Source organism: Agromyces sp. NPDC058136, from assembly GCF_042884375.1.
GTDB lineage: Bacteria > Actinomycetota > Actinomycetes > Actinomycetales > Microbacteriaceae > Agromyces.
The window spans coordinates 339,112-359,347 of the sequence record NZ_JBHVUA010000004.1 but is presented as its reverse complement, the minus strand read 5'-3'; the positions used below and the strand labels follow the sequence as shown (position 1 = coordinate 359,347).

At 72.0% G+C, this 20,236-nt stretch carries 17 protein-coding genes and 1 pseudogene; 12 read left to right on the top strand and 6 right to left on the bottom strand.

From position 1 onward, the window contains the following. Nucleotides 1-51: 51 nt before the first annotated feature. On the top strand, nt 52-1,224 hold the full coding sequence (locus ACFVTX_RS13830) for a glycosyltransferase family 2 protein (RefSeq protein WP_386901022.1): 1,173 nt from the start codon (nt 52-54) through the stop codon (nt 1,222-1,224). A 1-nt stretch (nt 1,225) separates the two neighbouring features. After that, a complete protein-coding gene (locus tag ACFVTX_RS13825; RefSeq protein WP_386901021.1) occupies nt 1,226-2,236 on the top strand; it encodes a glycosyltransferase family 2 protein in 1,011 nt (336 codons plus the stop codon). A gap of 13 nt (nt 2,237-2,249) precedes the next feature. On the opposite strand, the gene ACFVTX_RS13820 is transcribed toward ACFVTX_RS13825, so the two are convergent. Both ACFVTX_RS13820 and ACFVTX_RS13815 read right to left on the bottom strand, forming a co-directional pair. After that, nucleotides 2,250-3,551, bottom strand: coding sequence for an O-antigen ligase family protein (locus ACFVTX_RS13820; protein ID WP_386901019.1), 1,302 nt, complete (start codon nt 3,549-3,551; stop codon nt 2,250-2,252). Further along, entirely contained in the window at nt 3,548-4,921 is a 1,374-nt protein-coding gene (locus tag ACFVTX_RS13815) for an O-antigen ligase family protein (RefSeq protein ID WP_386901017.1), read from the bottom strand. Before ACFVTX_RS13815 ends, ACFVTX_RS13820 begins: the two co-directional genes overlap by 4 nt. A 110-nt stretch (nt 4,922-5,031) precedes the next feature. Here ACFVTX_RS13815 and manA point away from each other — a divergent pair, with 110 nt between their 5' ends. Continuing rightward, nucleotides 5,032-6,297 (top strand): mannose-6-phosphate isomerase, class I, encoded by a 1,266-nt coding sequence (gene manA / locus ACFVTX_RS13810; RefSeq protein ID WP_386901015.1) that lies wholly within the window; start codon nt 5,032-5,034, stop codon nt 6,295-6,297. Here manA and ACFVTX_RS13805 read toward each other — a convergent pair whose 3' ends face one another. Beyond that, nucleotides 6,298-7,254 carry a GlxA family transcriptional regulator gene (locus tag ACFVTX_RS13805; protein ID WP_386901013.1) on the bottom strand — a complete coding sequence of 319 codons (957 nt, stop codon included), beginning with the start codon at nt 7,252-7,254 and terminating at the stop codon, nt 6,298-6,300. Nucleotides 7,255-7,340: 86 nt separating this feature from the next. Between ACFVTX_RS13805 and ACFVTX_RS13800 the strand changes: the two genes are divergently transcribed. The 5 genes from ACFVTX_RS13800 to ACFVTX_RS13780 all read left to right on the top strand — a co-directional run bounded on the left by ACFVTX_RS13800 (nt 7,341) and on the right by ACFVTX_RS13780 (nt 13,754). After that, the gene (locus ACFVTX_RS13800) at nt 7,341-7,478 is read left to right on the top strand and encodes a hypothetical protein (RefSeq protein WP_386901011.1); all 138 of its coding nucleotides are present in this window, start codon (nt 7,341-7,343) and stop codon (nt 7,476-7,478) included. 127 nt (nt 7,479-7,605) lie between these two features. Then, nucleotides 7,606-8,568, top strand: coding sequence for a UDP-glucose 4-epimerase GalE (gene galE / locus ACFVTX_RS13795; protein ID WP_386901009.1), 963 nt, complete (start codon nt 7,606-7,608; stop codon nt 8,566-8,568). A gap of 179 nt (nt 8,569-8,747) precedes the next feature. Next, complete coding sequence (locus ACFVTX_RS13790; protein WP_376941052.1) at nt 8,748-9,068, top strand: WhiB family transcriptional regulator; 321 nt, start codon at nt 8,748-8,750, stop codon at nt 9,066-9,068. Between the two features lie 119 nt (nt 9,069-9,187). Next, nucleotides 9,188-12,286 carry a glycosyltransferase gene (locus ACFVTX_RS13785; RefSeq protein WP_386901007.1) on the top strand — a complete coding sequence of 1,033 codons (3,099 nt, stop codon included), beginning with the start codon at nt 9,188-9,190 and terminating at the stop codon, nt 12,284-12,286. After that, nucleotides 12,276-13,754 (top strand): DUF5719 family protein, encoded by a 1,479-nt coding sequence (locus ACFVTX_RS13780; RefSeq protein ID WP_386901005.1) that lies wholly within the window; start codon nt 12,276-12,278, stop codon nt 13,752-13,754. Before ACFVTX_RS13785 ends, ACFVTX_RS13780 begins: the two co-directional genes overlap by 11 nt. 33 nt (nt 13,755-13,787) lie before the next feature. Here ACFVTX_RS13780 and ACFVTX_RS13775 read toward each other — a convergent pair whose 3' ends face one another. Then, nucleotides 13,788-14,225, bottom strand: coding sequence for a hypothetical protein (locus ACFVTX_RS13775; protein WP_386901003.1), 438 nt, complete (start codon nt 14,223-14,225; stop codon nt 13,788-13,790). 45 nt (nt 14,226-14,270) lie between these two features. On the opposite strand from ACFVTX_RS13775, the pseudogene ACFVTX_RS13770 reads away from it, so the two are divergent. The 3 genes and pseudogenes from ACFVTX_RS13770 to ahcY form a co-directional block, all read left to right on the top strand. Next, nucleotides 14,271-14,450: pseudogene (locus ACFVTX_RS13770) on the top strand (DUF3499 family protein); the annotation flags it as partial. Nucleotides 14,451-14,482: 32 nt separating this feature from the next. Then, on the top strand, nt 14,483-15,916 hold the full coding sequence (locus tag ACFVTX_RS13765) for a phosphomannomutase/phosphoglucomutase (protein WP_386901001.1): 1,434 nt from the start codon (nt 14,483-14,485) through the stop codon (nt 15,914-15,916). Nucleotides 15,917-15,986: 70 nt separating this feature from the next. After that, nucleotides 15,987-17,468: an adenosylhomocysteinase gene (ahcY, locus tag ACFVTX_RS13760; RefSeq protein ID WP_386900999.1), complete on the top strand. Its 1,482-nt coding sequence runs from the start codon at nt 15,987-15,989 to the stop codon at nt 17,466-17,468. Nucleotides 17,469-17,493: 25 nt separating this feature from the next. Here the strand turns inward: ahcY and ACFVTX_RS13755 are convergent, their stop codons facing one another. Beyond that, nucleotides 17,494-18,336, bottom strand: a complete 843-nt coding sequence (locus ACFVTX_RS13755; RefSeq protein ID WP_386900997.1) for an RDD family protein — start codon at nt 18,334-18,336, stop codon at nt 17,494-17,496. A gap of 17 nt (nt 18,337-18,353) precedes the next feature. Here ACFVTX_RS13755 and ACFVTX_RS13750 point away from each other — a divergent pair, with 17 nt between their 5' ends. Beyond that, entirely contained in the window at nt 18,354-19,349 is a 996-nt protein-coding gene (locus ACFVTX_RS13750) for a stage II sporulation protein M (RefSeq protein ID WP_386900995.1), read from the top strand. A gap of 82 nt (nt 19,350-19,431) precedes the next feature. On the opposite strand, the gene ACFVTX_RS13745 is transcribed toward ACFVTX_RS13750, so the two are convergent. Beyond that, a complete protein-coding gene (locus tag ACFVTX_RS13745; RefSeq protein ID WP_386900993.1) occupies nt 19,432-20,193 on the bottom strand; it encodes an aquaporin in 762 nt (253 codons plus the stop codon). Nucleotides 20,194-20,236 lie beyond the last annotated feature (43 nt).

Here is a 20,236-nt window from a genome sequence, read left to right as displayed (position 1 = left end):
ACCATTCTGTACGATGGGGAGGCTGCCCACGTACCGACAGGACCCTTCCGAATGCCAACATCGACCGAAACGATCGAGCTCTCGATCGTCATGCCCTGCCTGAACGAGGCGGAGACGCTCGCGGTATGCGTCGACAAGGCGCGGGGGTATCTCGAGCGGAGCGGAGTCGTCGGCGAGGTCGTCATCGCGGACAACGGTTCGACGGACGGCTCTCAGGACATCGCACGTGCGCACGGTGCTCGAGTTGTCGATGTGCCTGCGAAGGGGTACGGCAGTGCGCTGATGGGCGGCATCGAGGCCGCCCGCGGAGAGTTCGTCATCATGGGCGACGCCGACGACAGCTACGACTTCTCGAAGCTCGATCCGTTCGTGGAGCGCCTGCGTGCCGGTGATCAGCTCGTGATGGGCAATCGATTCCGCGGTGGGATCGCCGACGGCGCGATGCCGCCGCTGCACAAGTATCTCGGCAATCCGGTTCTCTCGTGGATCGGCCGGGTGCTCTTCCGGTCGCCGATCAAGGACTTCCACTGCGGGCTTCGCGGTTTCAACCGCCAGGCGATCCTCGATCTGCACCTGCAGACCACGGGCATGGAGTTCGCGAGCGAGGTCGTGGTGAAGTCCACCCTCGGCGGTCTTCGTGTGTCGGAGGTGCCGACGACCCTCGACAAGGACGGCCGCAGCCGTCCGCCGCACCTTCGCAGCTGGCGCGACGGTTGGCGCCACCTCCGCTTCCTCCTCATCTTCAGTCCGCGCTGGCTCTTCCTGATCCCCGGCGCCGTGGCATTCTTCGTCGGCCTGATCGGCACCGTCTTCCTGGCGTTCGGTCCGCTCTCCTTCGACGGCTTCGGTCTCGACGTGTCGAGCCAGGTGTATCTCGCGGCGCTCACCGTGGTGGGTTACCAGGCGATACTCTTCGCGATTCTCACGAAGATCTATGCGCAGCACGAGGGGTTCAACATTCCGCGGTCGAGGAACTTCGATCGTCTCGAGAAGCGCATCAGCCTGGAGAGCGGCGCACTCGTGGGGCTTGCGCTGTTCCTCGTCGGCCTCATCATCGCGATCTGGCAGTTCTCGGCATGGGCCGCTGCCGGGTTCGGGGCGCTCGACCCGTGGTCGACGCTGCGCACGGCGGTGCTCGCCGCGCTGTTCCTCATGCTCGGCTCGCAGACGATCATGGCGGGCATGTTCCTCGGCGCGCTCAAGGTCGGGCTCCGGAAGCAGTGACATGGGAGCTGACGCCTCCGGCAGGTCCTCGGTGACCGTCTCGGTCGCGCTCGGAACGCACAACGGAGCTGCGTACCTCCGTCGACAGCTCGAGAGCATCCTCGCGCAGTCGCATCAGGTCGCCCAGATCGTCCTCTCCGACGATGCTTCGACGGACGGAACCGTCGAGATCGCAGAGCAGCTCATCTCGGAACGACGCGCGACCGGCGGGGCACCGGAGCTCGTCGTGCTCCGCAACACGAACGCGCTCGGTGTGACCGCGAACTTCGAACAGGCGCTCAGCGCCTGCACCGGGGACCTGATCGTGCTCTGCGACCAGGACGACGTCTGGCACGAGGACCGTGTGTCGAGCGCTGTCGGGCAGTTCCGCGGACGACCCGGGATCGAGCTCGTGCATGCAGATGCGCGTCTCGTCGACGCGGACGGTGCGCCGCTCGGGCAGACACTGTTCGAGACCTTGCACGTGAGCGACCTCGACCTCGCCGCCGAGCGGGACGGCCGCGCCTTCGACGTCCTGCTCCGGCGCAACGTCGTGACCGGTGCGACGACCATGGTCGCCCGCGGCCTCGTGGAGCGCGCACGGCCCTTTCCGGCTTCCTGGGTGCATGACGAATGGCTCGCGATGATCGCGGCGATCGGAGGTGGGGTCTCCGTCGTCGAGCGACCCATCGTCGACTACCGCCAGCACGGTGCCAACCAGATCGGTGCGGAATCGTTGGGACTCGCCGGGAAGATCGGGCGGCTCCGGACGCCCCGGACCGAGCGCAATGCCCGTCTCCTCGCTCGGGCCGAGGCTCTCGCCCTGAGAGTCCGATCGATCGTCCCCCCGCCCGGCGACCATCCGGCGGCGGCGGTCGAGGGCAAACTCGCGCACGAACAGGTGCGCAGCTCGTATCCACAGGCGCGGTGGCGCCGTCTCGTGCCGGTGATCCGCGAAGCTCGCACCGGCCGATATCGGCGCTACGGGCTCGGCATCCAGGACATCGTCCGCGACCTCGTCCAGCCCGTCTGAGCTCCGGCCCCCGTCAGCCGCGCGCGTCGCCGGCGGCCCGCCCGGCGGCGAGCGCATCCCGCCAGCTCATGTCGCGAGCCGCCTTCACGGCGCACACCACGAGCAGCATCCACCCGCCTTCGAGGAGCGCGAAGCTCTCGGCGAAGCTCGTCACGGCGATCGCGACGAGCACGAGCGCCGGCCACACGTAGACGACGCTGCGGCGCGACGAGGCGAGCAGCCAGGCGCGCACGAGTGCGACGCCGATGAGGGCGGCGAAGGCGAACGCACCGATGACGCCGACCTGGAAGTACGCGTCGAGGTATGCGTTGAGCGCCGATTCGTGGGGGCGCCCTGCGCCCGCCTCGAGCCAGGTGTAGGGCGGGGCGTCGGGCCATTTGCCGACCCAACCCCACCCCTGCAGCGGGTTGAGGCTCAGGTAGCGGGAGATCTCGCGCCAGAGGTCGAGTCGCACGTCGAACTCGGCTCGCGCGTCGAGCAGCTCGATGATGCGGATCCGCAGGAGCCACCCGGTGACGAGGGCGGCGGCCCCGGTGACGAGCAGGGCGAGCTGCCAGCGCCAGCGGCTCGCGGCGGGAGCCCTCCGGAGCCCGTACAGCGCGGCGAGGGCGATGAGGGCTGCGCCGAGCGCGATCCACGCGGTCGGTGAGCCCGAGAGCACGATGGCGCCGAGCGCGAGCGCGAGCGAAGCGATGGCGCGTCCGCGCGAGACGATGTGCGTCCGCCATTCGACGACGAAGGTGATGAAGCCGATGAGCGCGACGAAGCCGAGCATGTTGCGGGAGCCGAAGATGCCCTGGATGGGGCCGAGGGTCGCGAGGTCGCCCTGGATGCCGAGGAACGGGATGGGGGAGTCGATGAGGATGCCGGCGAGCAGTTCGAGCGCGAGCGAGACGCCGAGGAGGAGCCGGAGGACGTCGCCGAAGGCGCGCACGATCTGGATGGTGTCGCGCATGAGCGCGACGTAGATGCCGAGCACGGCGAAGGCGACGAGGTAGATGACACGCACGAGGGATGCCCCGGGTGTGGTGCTCCACAGCACCGAGGCGGCGCACCAGCCGACGAAAACGAGGATCGTGAGCGGCAGGATGCCGTACCACTCGACGGCGCGCCAGCGCGCGACGAGCGAGGCGGCGCAGAGCACGAGGAGCCCGGCGAGGGCGGCGAGGAGGCCGGGCCAGCCGATCAGCGCACGGAGCGCGTGGGTGCTGAACGCGAGCCCGATGACGAGCAGCGACACGGCCTGCGCGAACTTCGCCGAGCCGACGAACTCGCGGATCGCGTCGGCGCGCGATGGCGTGCCCGGGGAGCTCATCGGGCCGCGTCGCGCACGCTCTGCGCGTCGTCTCCGCCGAAGCGCTTCGCGGGTGCCGCCGCCGGCAGCGGTTCGTGCTCCCATTGGCGCCGCTTCGTCGCCCAGGCGATCGCGATGAGCAGCACCCAGCCGCTCTCGACGAGGATCCGGCTCTCGGCGAGGCTCTGGCCGATGAGGGCGACGAGCACCAGGAGGGGGAGCAGCGCGGCCGGGGAGTACCCGACGGGGCGGCCCGAGGCATCCATCGGCCGGTCGACGGCGAGGAACCACGAGCGCCACAGCGCGCCGATCACGATGGCGGCGAACGCGAGGAGCCCGATGAGGCCGAGCTGCATCCACACGTCGAGCCAGGCGTTGTGCGCCTGCAGGTACACGACGCCCTTGCGCACGGCGAGGTCGTCGAACGGCTCGACGAAGGGGTTCCAGTAGCCGACCCAGCCCCAGCCCGCGATCGGGCGCTCGCCGATCATGCCGAGCACCGAGGCCCAGATGTCGAGGCGGCCGGTCAGGTCGTCGCCCTTGCCGAACACGGCGAGCAGGCGGTCCCAGAAGACGACGAGCAGGGCGACGGATGCCACGAGCGCACCGCCGGCCGCCCAGTAGACGGCGCGTCGGCGCTCGGGGCCCATGCGGCGCGCCCACAGCGCGAAGGCGAGGGCGATGAGCACCACGACGGCGACGAGGACGACGGTCGCCGAACGGGTGAGGGCGAACACGCCGCCCGCGACCACGAGCCAGAAGACGCCGCTCGCGCGGCGCATGGCGCCCGACGCGAGCATGGTGCCGAAGACGATGAGCCCGAGGAGCGCCGTCATCGCGAGGATGTTGCGGTTCGCGACGATGCCCTCGATCGGGCCGCCGTCGAAGAGGAGCGCCCGCGACCAGTAGAACGCCATCGGGATCTTCTGGGCTTCGGGGTCGAAGTCGGGGAAGTTCGGCAGCAGCGGTTCGCGCACGAACGCGGCCACCCAGAACTCGAACAGCAGGGAGAGCGCGAGGACCCACTTGATCGCCGCGCCGAGCGACCGGGCGAAGCGCGACCAGGGCAGGCAGAGCGCGAGCGCGACGGCGACGAACGTCGTGGCCAGGGTGAGCGCGACGCCGAGCGCCGACGCACCCGGGTAGAACGACCACACGATCGAGAGCGTCGCGATGACGAGGAAGACGAGGGTCGACTTCGGCACGCGGCGCCAGATCCAGCGGGGCTTCACCGCGACGACGAGCCAGATCGCACCGACGAGCACGAGCCCGGCGACGACGCCGAAACCCCACCAGCCGAGCAGGTTCCGCCAGAACTGGCCGGCGAGCAGGGTGAACAGCGCGAACGTCGCGTACGCGCCGATGAGCGCGCTGCGGCGTGCCGAGGTCATGAAGTACAGGCTAGACGAACGCAGCCCCCGAGCGTGATCGGGATGCCGCGAGCCGGCGCCGCTCGAGCCGTTGGTAGTTTGGTGCGAGGCCGACGGAAGGACCCGCACGCATGTTCGTGGCGATCGACAACACCCCCCGCGACTACGCCTGGGGGTCGCGCAGCGCGATCGCCGGGTTCCGCGGCCGCGCCGCGCCGGGCGGCCCCGAGGCCGAGCTCTGGCTCGGCGCGCACGCGGGGTCGCCGGCCCGCATCGTCGACGAGGCATCCGTGGGGCACGCCGATCTCGCAGCCTGGATCGCGGCCGAGCCGGTGGCTGCGCTCGGCGCCGCGCACGCGGCGCAGGGGGCGCGCCTGCCCTTCCTCCTGAAGGTGCTCGCCGCCGGCGCCCCGCTCTCGCTGCAGGCCCACCCGACGCCCGCGCAGGCTCGCGCCGGATTCGCCCGCGAAGACGCGGAGGGCGTCGCGATCGACGCCTACGACCGCAACTACAAGGACGAGTTCCACAAACCCGAACTCATCGTCGCCGTGAGCGAGACCTTCGACGCGCTCTCGGGCTTCCGCCCGATGGCCGAGGTCCGCGGCGTGCTCGCCGCGCTGCGGGCCGCCGACGAGGCATCCGCGTCGCCCGAGCCGGGCGCGCTCGACCTGCTGGAAGCCAAGCTCTCGGAGCCCGAACCGCTGCGGGCGACCGTCGAATGGCTGCTGCGCGACGGGCGCGGCGGCGACACCGGCGAGGCGAGCTGGGTCGTCGAACGGGTGACCGCGCTCGCCGCTTCGCCCGAGGCCGCGGACAGCGAGTACGCGCGGTCGTTCGAGACCGTCGGCGCGCTCGCCAAGGCGTACCCGGGCGACCCGGGCATCGTCATCTCGCTGCTGCTCAACCGGGTGCGGCTCCGCGCCGGCGAGTCGCTGTACCTCGCGGCGGGCAACATCCACGCCTACCTCGACGGGCTCGGCATCGAACTCATGGCGGCGAGCGACAACGTGCTGCGCGGCGGCCTCACGCCGAAGCACATCGACGTCGACGAACTCGTCGACGTGCTCGACTTCACGCCGGGGCCGCCGCCGCGGCTCGAACCGGTCGAGGTCGCACCCGGCGTGCAGAGCTTCAGCCCGGGGGTGCCCGATTTCGCGCTGCACCGCGTCGAGTCCGCGGGCGACGGCGAGGAGCGACGGATCGCGCTCGCCGGGCCGGCGATCGTCCTCGCCGAGCGCGCCGCGATCGAACTCCGCGGCGACGCCTCGAGCGGGCCGGTTCGGCTCGCCCGGGGCGAGGCAGTGTTCGTCACGCCCGACGAGCGCGAGCTGGTCATCGCCGGCGACGGCGTCGCCTGGGTCGCGAGCGTGGGCGGCCCAGGGGCCTCCGCCCGCTGATCAGCTCGCGACGCGGAGGCCGAACAACCGTCGGTACGCCGTCGGCGTCGTCTGCAGCACCTTCACGAAGTGATGCCGCATGACGGCGGCGGCGCCGAAGCCGGTGTCGCGGGCGATCTGCTCGAGGTTCAGGTCGGTCTCCTCCAGGAGCTGCTGGGCGCGGAGCAGCCGCTGACGGTTGAGCCACGCGTTCGGCGTGGTGCCCGTCTCGGCGCGGAACCGGCGGGCGAAGGTGCGCGGCGACATGAGCGCGGTGCGGGCGAGGCGGTCGACCGTGAGCTCCTCGTCGAGGTGCTCGAGCATCCACGTGGTGATCGTCGCGAAGGAGTCGCTGCGGCACTCGCCGACGGGGGTCTGGATGAACTGGGACTGACCGCCGTCTCGCTGCGGGGGCACGACCATGCGGCGGGCGATGATGTTCGCGGCGCTCGCACCGAGCTCGGAGCGCACGATGTGCAGGGCGGCGTCGATGCCCGCGGCGGTGCCGGCGCCCGTGACGACCTTGTCGTCCTGCACGAAGAGCACGTCGGGGTCGACGTCGGTGGTGGGGAACTCCGCGGCGAGGCGGTCGGTGTACATCCAGTGGGTGGTGGCGCGGCGGCCGTCGAGCACGCCGGCGCGGCCGAGCGTGAACGCGCCCGAGCAGACGCTGAGCACCCAGGCGCCGCGGGCGACGGCGTCGCGGAGGACCTCGGCGACGCGGTCGTCGAGCGGTTCGTCGATGAGGGCGGCCGGCACGGCGACGAGGTCGGCGGTGCGGGCGAAGTCGAGCCCCTCGTGCACGACGATGTCGAAGCCGAGCTTCGTGGAGATCGGGCCGGGTTCGGCGGCCACCACGTGGAAGTCGAAGCTCGGGCCGCCCTGTTCGGAGCGGTCGATGCCGAAGACCTCGCAGATCACGCCGAATTCGAACGGCGCCATCTGGGGGATGGCGAGACAGGCGATGGAGTGGAGCACGGTGCCCTCCGCGTTGGCAGAAATCGATCGATTACTGTCAACTCTGCCACTTTCGGCAGTATCTGGCAATACGTAGATTAACTGCCATGACCACCATCATCCTCCTCGTCCTCGCGGGGCTCGCCGTCTGGGGAGTCCTCGCCACCGTGCTCCGACTCGACGGCGACGGGTACGGGCGCCCCGAGATCCGCGACCGCGTCCGCCACGTCGAACGGCTCTCCTGATCGCCATGCGCTGAACGGCCGCCGCGCCCACCCATCTGCCGCACCCGATTCCTCCCCGCCGCGTGAACCCGCCCGTTCGTTACGATCGGGTGGGGCGCCGGAGACACCGTCGCCGGAGAGGGTGGAAATGAGCTGGCTGGTCACCGGGGGAGCGGGCTACATCGGCTCGCACGTCGTGCGGGCGTTCGCGTCGAAGGGCATCGACACCGTCGTCTTCGACGACCTCTCCTCGGGGCGACGTGGTTTCGTCGCCGAGGGCGTCCCCTTCGTGGAGGGCTCCATCCTCGACGGCCGCCTGCTCGAGTCGGCGCTCGCCGAGCACGACGTCCACGGCGTCGTGCACCTCGCGGGCTACAAGTACGCCGGCGTCTCGGTCCAGCGACCGCTGCACACCTACGAGCAGAACGTCACCGGCACCGCGGCGCTCCTCGGCGCGATGGAGGCGACCGGGGTCTCGAACCTCGTCTTCTCGTCGAGCGCGGCCGTGTACGGCACGCCCGACGTCGACCTCGTGACCGAGTCCACCCCGAAGCGTCCCGAGTCGCCCTACGGCGAGTCGAAGCTCATCGGCGAGTGGCTCATCGCCGACCAGGCGCGGGCGACCGCGCTCGCGCACACGAGCCTGCGCTACTTCAACGTCGTCGGCTCGGGCACCCCCGAGATCTTCGACGTGAGCCCCCACAACCTCTTCCCGCTCGTGTTCGAGGCGCTCCTCGACGGCCGCACCCCGCGCATCAACGGCGACGACTACGCGACGCCCGATGGCACGTGCGTGCGCGACTACATCCATGTCGCCGACCTCGCCGAGGCGCACGTCGTCGCGGCCGAGCGGCTCGCCGCAGGCGAACCGGTCGAGCCGGTGTACAACCTCGGCTCGGGCGACGGCGTCTCGGTCGGCGAGATCATGCGGGCCGTCGCCGAGGTCACGGGCATCGCCTTCGAGCCCGAGATCGCGCCGCGCCGAACCGGCGACCCGGCCCGCATCGTGGCGTCGGGCGAGCTCGCCGCGCGCGACCTCGACTGGCGCATGCGGCACACGCTCGCCGACATGGTGCGCAGCGCCTGGGAGGCTCGCCGCGCCGCGAGCTGAGCGCGAGGCATCCGCCCGATTCATAACGTCTGCCCAACACCCGGCGTGTCGGAACGGCCGTGAAGCCTCGACGGCTGAGCGAGGGTTTACGATCTACGACTTGACTCTCGCGAACTACACCGGTGTAATTGGTCGTGACACACCCTCTGGGTGGTCGGTACAACTGGGTGGGAGACGATATGGGAAGTCCTGAATATCGTTCTGGAGTACCTGACGATTGGTTCATCGATCCGGTCAGGCTGGGAGTTCCCGGCGTGCGACCGACGGTCGACGACGACAATCCGTTGGCGTGGCAGAGCGACGCATTGTGCGCGCAGACCGATCCCGAGGCGTTCTTCCCTGAAAAGGGCGGATCGACCCGGGACGCGAAGAAGATCTGCACCGGGTGCGAGGTTCGTGGCGAATGCCTCGAATACGCGCTCGGCAATGATGAACGATTCGGCATCTGGGGCGGACTCTCCGAACGCGAGCGGCGCAAGCTGCGCAAGCGGGCGGTGTGAGGCGCGGAGCCTGCTTCGGCAGGCTCCGCGCTCCGCTTCACCGGCTTTCCACGGCGCGTTTTCGAGGCGCGCCCGTCGCATCGCCGGATGCCGCGGGGTGAACGCTTAGGCTGACCCCGATGTTCCCCAGAGTCACCGCCGTCCTCGTCGTGCACCACGGCGGCGACCACCTGCGCCAGACGCTCGACGCTCTCCGTGCCCAGGAGCGCGCGCCCGACGCGCTCGTCGTCGTGCTCACCGAAGCCGACGGCGTCGCCCGCGAGCAGGTCGCCGCGGCCGCGCCCTCGCACCTCATCGACCTCTCGCAGCGACGCTCGTTCGGCGAAGCCGTGCGCGCCGCCGACCGAGTGCTCGAGGCGCCCGGCAGCGACGCCGACGCGCTCTGGCTGCTCTCGGAGGACAGCGCCCCCGCACCCGACGCGCTCGCGGAACTCCTCGCCGCGTTCGAGACCGGGAAGTCCGTCGCGGTCGCCGGCCCGAAGCTCGTCGAATGGGACGAGCCCGAGCGGATCGCGCGGCTCGGCCGCTCGATCACCCGACTCGGCCGCAGCGTCGCGATCGTCACCGACGAACTCGACCAGGGGCAGCACGACGGCCTCAGCGACGTGCTCGGCCTCGACCCGGCCGCGATCCTCGTGCGCCATTCGGTCTGGCGTGCGCTCGGCGGTTTCGACCCCGGCCTCCCGACCGTCGACGACGCGCTCGACCTCTCGATCCGGGCCCGGCTCGCCGGTCACCGGGTCGCCGTCGTCCCCGAGGCGAAGGTGCGGTTCGCGGGCGTCGGCGTCGCCGGCCCCGAGACCGGCCCCCGGGCGCGCACCACGCGGCGCCGGGTACGCGCGACGCGCGCCGCGCAGCTGCACCGGCGCCTCGTCTACGCGCCGCTCGTGGCGGTGCCGTTCCACTGGCTCGTGCTGCTCCCGCTCGCGGTGCTCCGGTCGATCCGGCTCCTGCTCGTCAAGGCGCCCGGCGCCATCACCGGCGAGTTCGCCGCGGCGTTCACGACGATGTTCTCGGGGATGCGCGTTCCGCGCGCACGACGCGCGCTCAAGGCCGCTCGTACGACCAAGTGGTCGGCGATCGCACCGCTGCGCATGCAGCCCGACGAGATGCGGCGGCGTCGGCAGCATGCCGCCGAAGCGCGCCGCGAGCGGGCGCGCGGGCGCAAGCACGAACTCCAGTTCCTCGGCACCGGCGGCGGCTGGGTGCTGCTCGTCGCCTCGGTCGCCTCCGTCGGGCTCTTCTCGTGGCTGCTCGGCTCGAGCGGCGTCGGCGGCGGGGCGCTCCAGCCGCTGTCGGGCGGCGTCGTCGAGCTCTGGCGAAACGCCGCCGACGGGTGGCGCGACCTCGGCACCGGATTCGTCGGTGCCGCCGACCCCTTCGCCGGGGCGCTCGCGGTCCTCGGATCCCTCACCTTCTGGTCGCCCTCGTTCGCGATGCTCCTCGTCTGGCTCGTCGCGATCCCGGCGGCCGCCGTCGGAGCATGGTTCGCGGCCTCGCGCCTCACCGAACGCGGCTCGGTGCGCGCCGTCGCGGCGCTCCTCTGGGCCTTCGCCCCGCCCTTCCTGATCGCCCTCGGCGACGGGCGACCCGGGGCCGTGCTCGCGCACGTGCTGCTCGCCTGGTTCGCGTTCGCCGCGTTCGGGGCCGCGACCTCGTGGGCCGCCGCGGCGACCGCCTCGCTGCTGCTCGCCGCCCTCGTCGGCGCCGCGCCGAGCCTCGTGCCGGCGCTGCTCGTCGCTTGGATCGTCGCCCTCGCGCTCAGCGGGCGGGCGTGGGTGCGGCTCATCGGCCTGCCGATCCCGGCGCTCGTGCTCGCGCTGCCGCTCGTCATCGACCAGGTGCGCCGAGGCACCCCGCTCGGGCTGCTGGCCGACCCCGGGCTGCCGACCGGCAGCACGGTGCCCTCGACCTGGCAGCTCGCCCTCGGGCTCCCCGACGGTTCGTGGGGCGGCTGGGAGGAGTTCTTCCGGGGCTCCGGCTCCGTCGACTTCCGCATCGCCCTCAGCGCCCTCATCCTCCCGCTCGTCGTCGTCGCGCTCACCGCGGTGCTCACCCGATCGTTGCGCGCCGCCCTGCTCTCGCTCGGCGTCACGCTGCTCGGCTTCGCCACCGCCGTCGCCGCCGCCCAGCTCTCCGTGGCCTCCGCGGGCTCGCTCGCCGTCCCGATCTGGACCGGCGCCGGGCTCAGCCTCGCGTGGCTCGGACTCGTCCTCGCGGCGGTCGTCGCACTCGGCGCGATGCGACGGGGCCGTGCCCTCCTCGCGTGGGTGGTCTTCGCCGCCGTCGGCGCGGCGATGCTGCCGACCGGCATCGGCCTCGCGACGGGATCGGTCGCCGTGCAGCCGGCCGCCGCCCGCACCCTGCCCGCGTTCGTCGGCGCCGAAGCCGAGACCGACCCGCGCGTCACCACGCTGCGACTGACGCCCGCCGCCGACGGGAGCCTCAGGGCGACCCTCGAGCGCGGCACCGGCACCACGCTCGACCAGCAGTCGACCCTCGCCGCGACCGCCCGCGCCCTCACCGCCGACGAGGAGGAACTCGCGATCGTCGCCGGCAACCTCGCCTCGCGCAGCGGATCCGACGCCGAGACGGCGGTCCGCGAGTTCGGCGCCTCGTTCGTCCTCCTCGACGAGCCGGCCGATGCCGACGACAGCGCCGCGGTCGCGACCGTCGAGCGCGCGCGCACGGCGCTCGACGGCAACTCCGCGCTCGTCGCGGTCGGCGAGACCGGCTTCGGTACGCTCTGGCGGTTCACGGCCGCCGAGCCGGATGCGCCGGCGGCGCAGATCCCCGCGGACGCGGGCGGCTGGCGTTCCGGTCTCGTCATCGCCGTGCAGCTGCTCGTGCTCGGCGCGACGCTGCTGCTCTCCATCCCGACGGGTGCGGGCCGCGAGGCGGACCGCAGGCCCGAGCGGCGTCGCCCGGCGGCGCGACGCGGGGAGCCGGCACCTGCGGCCGAGACGGACGTCGACGCCGACGCAGGGCCCGATGCGGAGCCCGCGCCGGACGCCGAGGTCGAGGTCGAGGCTGAGGCCGAGGCTGAGGCTGAGGCGGAGCCGCCGGTCACCGAGCACGGAGCCGATGCCGCTGCGGCCGAGGGCGCGCCCGTGGCATCCGACGATGGAGCCGACGAAACCGACATGAACGTCGAATCCGCCGCAACCGATGAACCCGAAGACCGCCCCGCGAGCGAAGGAGACGACGATGGCCGATAGGCGCGAACTCGCCCGCACCGTCACCCGCGCGAGCGGGCGGGGGCTCCTCCTCCTCCTCGCCGGAGGGGTCGTCGCCGGCACGGTCGCGGCGGCGGCGCTCGTGCCCTGGCCCGAGTTCCGGGTCGAACCCCCGTCGACGGTCGTCGAACCCGAGGCGACCGGTCAGATCCGGGTGTGCCCCGGGCCGCTCCTCTCCCTCGGCGACGACGCCGCCGACGCGACCGCCGCGGTCTCGGTCGGCTCGACCTCCGTCACGACGGGGGTCGCACCCGACGACGTCGAGATCACGGAGACGCCGCTCGCGGCCCCCGAGAACGCGAACGCGGATGCCGACGGCACCCCGCTCGCACTCGCCACCGAGGCCGGTGCGGCCGCCGTCGGTGCGCTCGCGGGCTCGCAGGGGCAGGAGAGCGAGCTCGACACGCTCGCAGGTTTCGCCGCCGCCTCGTGCGACGAAGCGCTCGGCGAGGCGTGGCTCGTCGGCGGTGCGACCGACGTCGGCCGCACGAGCCTCGTGCTGCTCTCGAACCCGAGCCAGGTCGCCGCGACCGTCGACCTCCGCGTCTTCGGCGAGAACGGCGCGGTCGAGGCGCCGTCGGCACTCGGCGTCACCGTTCCCGCGGGCGAGCAGCGCGTGCTGTCGCTCGCGGGACTCGCCCCGAACCTCCGCTCGCCGGTCGTGCACGTCACGAGCACGGGCGGCGGGATCGCCGCGACGCTCGAGCACTCGGTCGTCGAGGGGCTCACCCCTGCCGGCGTCGAACTCGTCGGCCCGACGGCCCTGCCCGCGACGAGCCAGGTGATCCCGGGCTTCGTGGTGCCGACGGCGGGCGGCATCGACCCGGCCGAGGACCACGCCGAGGGCGACGCCCACCCCGCCGTGCGGCTCTTCGCACCGGGCGACGAAACCGTCGAGGTGACGATCGGCGTCGCCGCTGAGGGCGGCGCGGGCGGCGGCACGAGCATCGACGTCTCGCTCGAGCCCGGCCAGGCGACCGACGTGCCGCTCGGCGACCTCGACGCGGGCGACTACACCATCACCCTCGACGCCGACGGGCCGATCGTCGCCGCCGCGCGTGCGACGACCGGCATCCCGCAGGCGCAGACCTCGCCGGACGGGGACGACGACGAGGCATCCGTCGACCTCGCCTGGACCGTGGCGACCTCGCCGCTGCTCGACACGGCCGTCGTGGCCGTGCCGCAGGGGCCCGACCCGGTGCTGCACCTCGTGAACCCCGGCGACGAGGAGCTCGAGGTCACCGCGATCGTCGACGGCGTCGAACGGGGGATCGTGCTCCCGCCGGGCGAGTCGGCCGCGGTCGACGTCGATCCGCGGAGCGTCGTCGAACTCGGCGGTGCGGCCGGCGTGCGCGCGACGGTGTCGTTCTCGGGGGAGCGCGCCCTGTCGTCGTTCGCGGTGCGCCCGCCCGGGCCGCTCGACTCGCCGATCGTCGTCACGCCGCGCTGAGCGCGCCGGCCTGAGCGAGTCGACCGCCCGGACTCAGAAGTGGCGGTAGCGCCCCGGCGCGAGCTCCCACGGGTCGCGGCCGAGGAAGTCGGCGACGGCGCGGAACACGCAGCTCTCGACGAGCAGCTTCTCGTCGCGGTCCTCGCCCTCCTGGAGGCGCAGGAACCGGACGATCGGCAGCCGGAAGAACACGATGCGGCGCTCGTCGTGGTAGACCTTCCACCGGTCGATGTGATCGTCGTGGATCGCCTCGGCGGGCGCCTGGGCGACCTCGAACACGACGCCCTCGAGCTCGGGCCACATGCCGCGCAGGTACGAGACGGTGGTGCCGATCGTGAGCTCGAACTCGTCGAGCCGGCTCGTGAGCATCGGCAGGTGGGGGCCGGTGACGGCCGAGCGCATGCCGCGCCCGTGGCGGTCGCGCGCGAGCCGTCGCGGTGAACGGGGTGCGACACGACGGGAGCGGGGCATGCCATTCATCTTAATGTCCGCGCACGTCGCTACTCTTGATCTGCCATGAGACGTTGTTCGCGAACCGCATGCGCCGCCGAGGCGGTCGTGACCCTGACTTTCGACTACGCCGAATCGACGGCGGTGCTCGGCCCGCTCGCGATCGTGCGCGAGCCCCACGGCTACGACCTCTGCGCCCGCCACGCCGAGCGCACCTCGCCGCCCGTGGGCTGGCAGATCGTCCGGCACACCACGCTCGGTGGGGTAGGTTTCAAGGCATGACTTCCGCAGTGCCGTCCGATGTTCGCGCGCGCCTCGAAGCGGTCGTGAAAGCCTATGACGTCCGCGGAATCGTGGGCGAGGGCCTCACCGTCGAGATCGTCGAGGCGCTCGGTGCCGCGTTCGTCGACGAGGTCGGCGCGGCCGGCGGCCGCGTCGTCGTCGGGCACGACATGCGCGACTCCTCGCCGTCGTTCGCCGCCGCCTTCGCGGCCGGGGCGGCCGCGCGCGGCTCCGTCGTCGTGTCGATCGGGCTGTGCTCCACCGACGAGAGCTACTTCGCGTCGGGTTCGATGGATGCCCCGGCGGCGATGTTCACCGCGAGCCACAACCCCGCCGCCTACAACGGCATCAAGTTCTCGCGGGCGGGCGCCCAGGGCATCTCGCTCGACACGGGCCTCGCGGCGATCCGCGACCGCGCCGCCGACTACCTCGAGCAGGGCATCACGCCGGTCGAGCTGCCCGGTGCGGTCCTCGAGGCCGACGTGCTCGCCGACTACGCGTCGTACCTCCGCTCGCTCGTCGACCTCCGTGGCATCCGACCGCTCAAGGTCGTCGTCGACGCCGGCAACGGCATGGGCGGGCTCACCGTGCCCGCGGTCCTCGGCGGCTCGGCCGGGCTGCCAGCGCTGCCGCTCGAGGTCGTGCCGCTCTACTTCGAGCTCGACGGCACCTTCCCGAACCACGAGGCCAACCCGCTCGAGCCCGCGAACCTCGTCGACCTGCAGCGAGCCGTCGTCGAGCACGGTGCCGACCTCGGTCTCGCCTTCGACGGCGACGCCGACCGCTGCTTCGTCGTCGACGAGCGGGGCGGTGCCGTCACTCCGTCGGCCGTCGCCGCGATCGTCGCGCTCCGCGAGATCGACCGCGTCGGCGCAGCAGGCGAGACGGGCGTCAACGTCATCCACAACCTCATCACCTCGCGCTTCGTGCCCGAGACGATCGAGGCGGCGGGGGCGGTGCCGGTGCGCACCCGGGTCGGCCACTCGCTCATCAAGGACCAGATGAAGGCGACGGGGGCGGTGTTCGGCGGCGAGCACTCGGCGCACTACTACTTCCGCGACTTCTGGGGCGCGGACAACGGCATGCTCGCGGCGATGCACGTGCTCGCCGAGTTCGGCGCGCAGGAGGCGCCGCTCTCCGAGTTCGCCGCGCGATTCGACCCGTATGCGCTCTCGGGCGAGATCAACTCGGTGGTCGACGACGTTCCCGCCGCGTACACCCGCATCGTCGAGGCGTTCACCGGTCGCGGCGAGTTCGATGAGCTCGACGGGCTCACCGTCATCGGGCAGACCGCCGGCGACGAGCCCTTCTGGTGGTTCAACGTGCGCCCCTCGAACACCGAGCCGCTGCTGCGACTGAACGTCGAGGGCGGCGACGAGCCGACGATGGCGGCCATCCGCGACGAGGTGCTGGAGCTCATCCGGGCCTGACCGCCCTCCTGCGTCGTCGCTCGACGGGACACGCGCGCATCCGGCGGGAATGTGCACGAGAATGGTGGGTATGAGCACCGCGCCCACCGCTACCGCCCTCCCGTTCAAGGTCGCCGACCTCTCGCTCGCGGAGGCGGGTCGACACCAGCTTCGGCTGGCCGAGAACGAGATGCCGGGCCTCATGGCGCTGCGCGCCGAGTTCGCCGAGTCGCAGCCGCTCGCGGGCGCCCGCATCGCCGGGAGCCTGCACATGACGGTGCAGACGGCGGTGCTCATCGAGACGCTCGTCGCGCTCGGCGCGCAGGTGCGCTGGGCGAGCTGCAACATCTTCTCCACGCAGGACGAGGCGGCCGCCGCGGTCGTCGTCGGCCCCGAGGGCACCGTCGACACCCCAGCGGGCGTGCCGGTCTTCGCGTGGAAGGGCGAGACCCTCGACGAGTACTGGTGGTGCACCGACCGCATCTTCGACTGGTCGGCCGAGGCCGCCGCCGCGGGCGCCGACTGGATCGGTCCGAACATGATCCTCGACGACGGCGGCGACGCCACGCTCCTCGTGCACAAGGGGCGCGAGTTCGAGCAGGCCGGCGTCGTGCCCGAGGCATCCGACGCCGACAGCGGCGAGTACCGCGTCATCCTCGAGACCCTGCGCCGCTCGCTCGTCGCGAGCCCCGACCGCTGGACCCGCATCGCCGACGAACTCAATGGCGTGACCGAGGAGACCACGACCGGTGTCCACCGCCTCTACGAGCTGCACGCCGAGGGCGGACTGCGCTTCCCGGCGATCAACGTGAACGACTCGGTGACGAAGTCGAAGTTCGACAACAAGTACGGCATCCGCCACTCGCTGCCCGACGGCCTCAACCGCGCCACCGACGTGCTCATGGGCGGCAAGGTCGCCTTCGTCGTCGGCTACGGCGACGTCGGCAAGGGCGCCGCAGAGGCGCTGCGCGGCCAGGGCGCCCGCGTCATCGTGAGCGAGGTCGACCCGATCTGCGCACTGCAGGCGTCGATGGACGGCTACCAGGTCGCCCGCCTCGAGGACGTCGTCGGCGACGTCGACATCTTCGTCACCTGCACCGGCAACAAGGACGTGATCCGTCTCGAGCACATGCTCGCGATGAAGCACCTCGCGATCGTCTCGAACGTGGGCCACTTCGACAACGAGATCGACATGGCCTCGCTCGAGTCCCTCGAGGGCGCCGAGAAGGTCGAGATCAAGCCGCAGGTGCACGAGTGGCGCCTGCCGACCGGCCGCTCGATCCTCGTGCTCAGCGAGGGGCGTCTCATGAACCTCGGCAATGCGACCGGCCACCCGTCGTTCGTCATGTCGAACTCGTTCACGAACCAGGTGCTCGCGCAGATCGAACTGTGGACCCGCCCCGAGGAGTACCCGATCGGCGTGTACGTGCTGCCCAAGCACCTCGACGAGAAGGTCGCGCGCCTCCACCTCGCCTCGCTCGGCGTGCAGCTCACCGAGCTCACCCCCGAGCAGGCCGCGTACATCGGCGTGCCGGTCGAGGGCCCCTACAAGGTCGACCACTACCGCTACTGAGCGGCCGGATGCCTCGGGGCGGCCCTCAGCGCACGGGGAAGCCGGGCGAGGTCGCCTCGAGCACCGGTGCGAGCGCGGCCATGCGCTCGGCCTCGAGCTCGAGGCGCGCCCCGTCGCGTTCGCGACGGAGCGCGGCGACGCCCGCGAGGAACCGCTCGGCCGGCGCGTGCGGGACCGGCGAGACGTAGGGGGCGACCTCGGCCGCGAGCGACGCGGCGACACGTTCGCGGCTCGCGGGTGCGAGATGGGCGACGTTCGCGAAGAAGGAGGCGACGCGTCGCGCGAGCGGGTCGGGGAGCCGGCCCACGTCGGCCGTCGACGCCCAGGCCCGGAGTTCGACCGGGACGTCGAACGCGTTCGACGGCGGCACCGGCACGCGCTCGACCTGGGCGTGCGTACCGGCGAGCAGGTCGCCGAGCCGCTTCGAGGACGGGTTCAGGAAGCCGATGAGCACGGCGAGCCCGCCCACGGTCATGTAGATCTCGACGACGCCGACGAGCGCACGGATGAACGCGTGCCGGAACCCGATCGATCCGCCGTCGTCGCGCACCACTCGGAGCCCGAGAGCGAGCTTGCCGAGCGAGCGCCCGCGCGAGGCGGTCTCGACCGCGGTCGGCAGCACGACGATCGCGACGACGACCCCGGTGATCATGATCGCGCGGAACGCGGCCTCGTCGGTGCCGAGGCTCGCGAGCAGCCACAGGAGGCCGAGCACGAGCACGATCGAGACGAGCACATCGAGCGCGGAACCGGCCGCGCGGATGACCGCACTGGCCGGGCGCAGGTCGAGGCTCACGGCCTCGCCGGTGATGACGCCGTCGTCGTCGAATCGGGCGACGTTCACGTACGCGGCGGTCGGTTCGGCCATGGGTAGTATTCAAGCAGATGGACCTCGAAGCGCTCGCCTCAGCCCGCCGTGACGACTGGCAGCGGCTCGACGCGCTCGCACGCCGTTCGCGGCTGTCGGGCCCCGAGACCGACGAGCTCATCGAGCGGTATCAGGCCGGGGCATCCGACCTCTCGCTCGTGAAGTCGACGGCCGGGTCGACGGCCCTCGGCGACCGGCTCTCGCTCTCGCTCTCGCGGGCCCGACTGCGGTTCACCGGCGCACCCGAGAACCCGCTGCGGCAGCTGACCCGATTCGCGTGGTTCGACCTGCCGGCCGCGCTCTACCGCATCCGCTGGCTGACACTCGCCGTCGCGGTCGCGACGTTCGTCATCGCGGCGCTCTACGCGTGGTGGATCGGCGGGGATCCGCGGGTGCTCGCCACGCTCGGGAGCGAGCGCGAGCTCCGCCAGCTCGCCGAGGAGGGCTTCGCCGCCTACTACTCCGAGCATCCGGCGGGCTCGTTCGCGGGCTCCGTCTGGACGAACAACGCCTGGATCGCGGCGCAGTGCGTCGCCTTCGGCGTGCTCGGCGTGTGGGTGCCGTGGGTGATCATCCAGAATGCGCAGAACCTCGGCACGACCGCCGCCGTCATGTTCGCCTACGACGAGGCCGACACCTTCTTCCTCTACATCGCCCCGCACGGCATGCTCGAGCTCACCTGCGTGTTCGTCGCGGCGGCGGCGGGGCTCCGCATCTTCTGGGCGTGGGTCGCGCCCGGCCCTCGCCCCCGCGGCGTCGCGCTCGCCGCCGATGCCCGGGCGCTCTTCACCGTCGCCATCGGGCTCGTGTTCTTCCTCTTCGTCGCGGGCCTGATCGAGGGCTTCGTGACCCCGGCCCCGTGGCCGTGGGCCGTGAAGATCGGCATCGGGGCGCTCGCGCTCGGCGGCTTCCTCGCCTACATGCTCGTGCGCGGCGGGCGGGCCTGGCGGGCCGGCGCGACCGGCGATCTCGGCGAGTTCGACGCGGGCGCGACCCGCATCGTCGCCGGCTGAGCCGCGGGGTGAGACGACGAGAGGCGGATGCCACGTGGCATCCGCCTCTCGATGAAGCCGCGGGCGCGGGGCCCGCGCCCGCTTACGCGGTGAGCTTCGCCGGACGGTCGAAGACCGCCTTGTAGATCACGCCGGCGAGCAGCGCGCCGACGATCGGGGCGACGATCGACGCCCACAGCTGGGTGAGGGCGAGCTCGCCGCCGAAGATCGCCGTCGCGATCGAGCGGGCCGGGTTGAACGAGGCGTTCGAGACCGGGCCGGCGACGAGCACGAGCACGGTGAGCGTGAGGCCGATCGCGAGCGGGGCGAGGTTCGAGGCCGCGCGGCCGGCCGAGGTCACGCCGAGGATGACGAAGAGGAAGATCGCGGTCGCGACGATCTCGACGATGAGGAACGAGCCGAGGCCGAAGCCGGCCGGCGAGAGCTCGTCGTATCCGGTCGACACGCTGCGGAAGATCGCGATGTCGAACTTGGGGCCGGTCGAGAGGATGCCGAGCAGCACCACCGAGCCGAGGATGCCGCCGACGACCTGCGCCGCGAGGTAGCCGAGCACGTCCTTCCAGGCGAAGCGGCCGGCGATCGCGAGCCCGAGCGTGACGGCCGGGTTGAAGTGGCCGCCCGAGATCGGGCCGAAGGCGTACGCGCCGACGACGACCGCGAGGCCGAGGGCGAAGGCCACGCCGAGCAGGCCGGTGTTCGCCGACGAGAAGATCGCCGCGCCGATGACGCCGAAGACGAGGATGAACGTGCCGAGGAGTTCGGCGGTGAGCTTCTGCGCGGTCGACGGGAGAGTGAGCTTCTGATCGGTCGACGGATCGGTGACGGCGGGTGCTGTGTCAGACATTGTGTCCCTTTCGTAGGGTGAGCGGGCGCAACGGCGTCCGCTC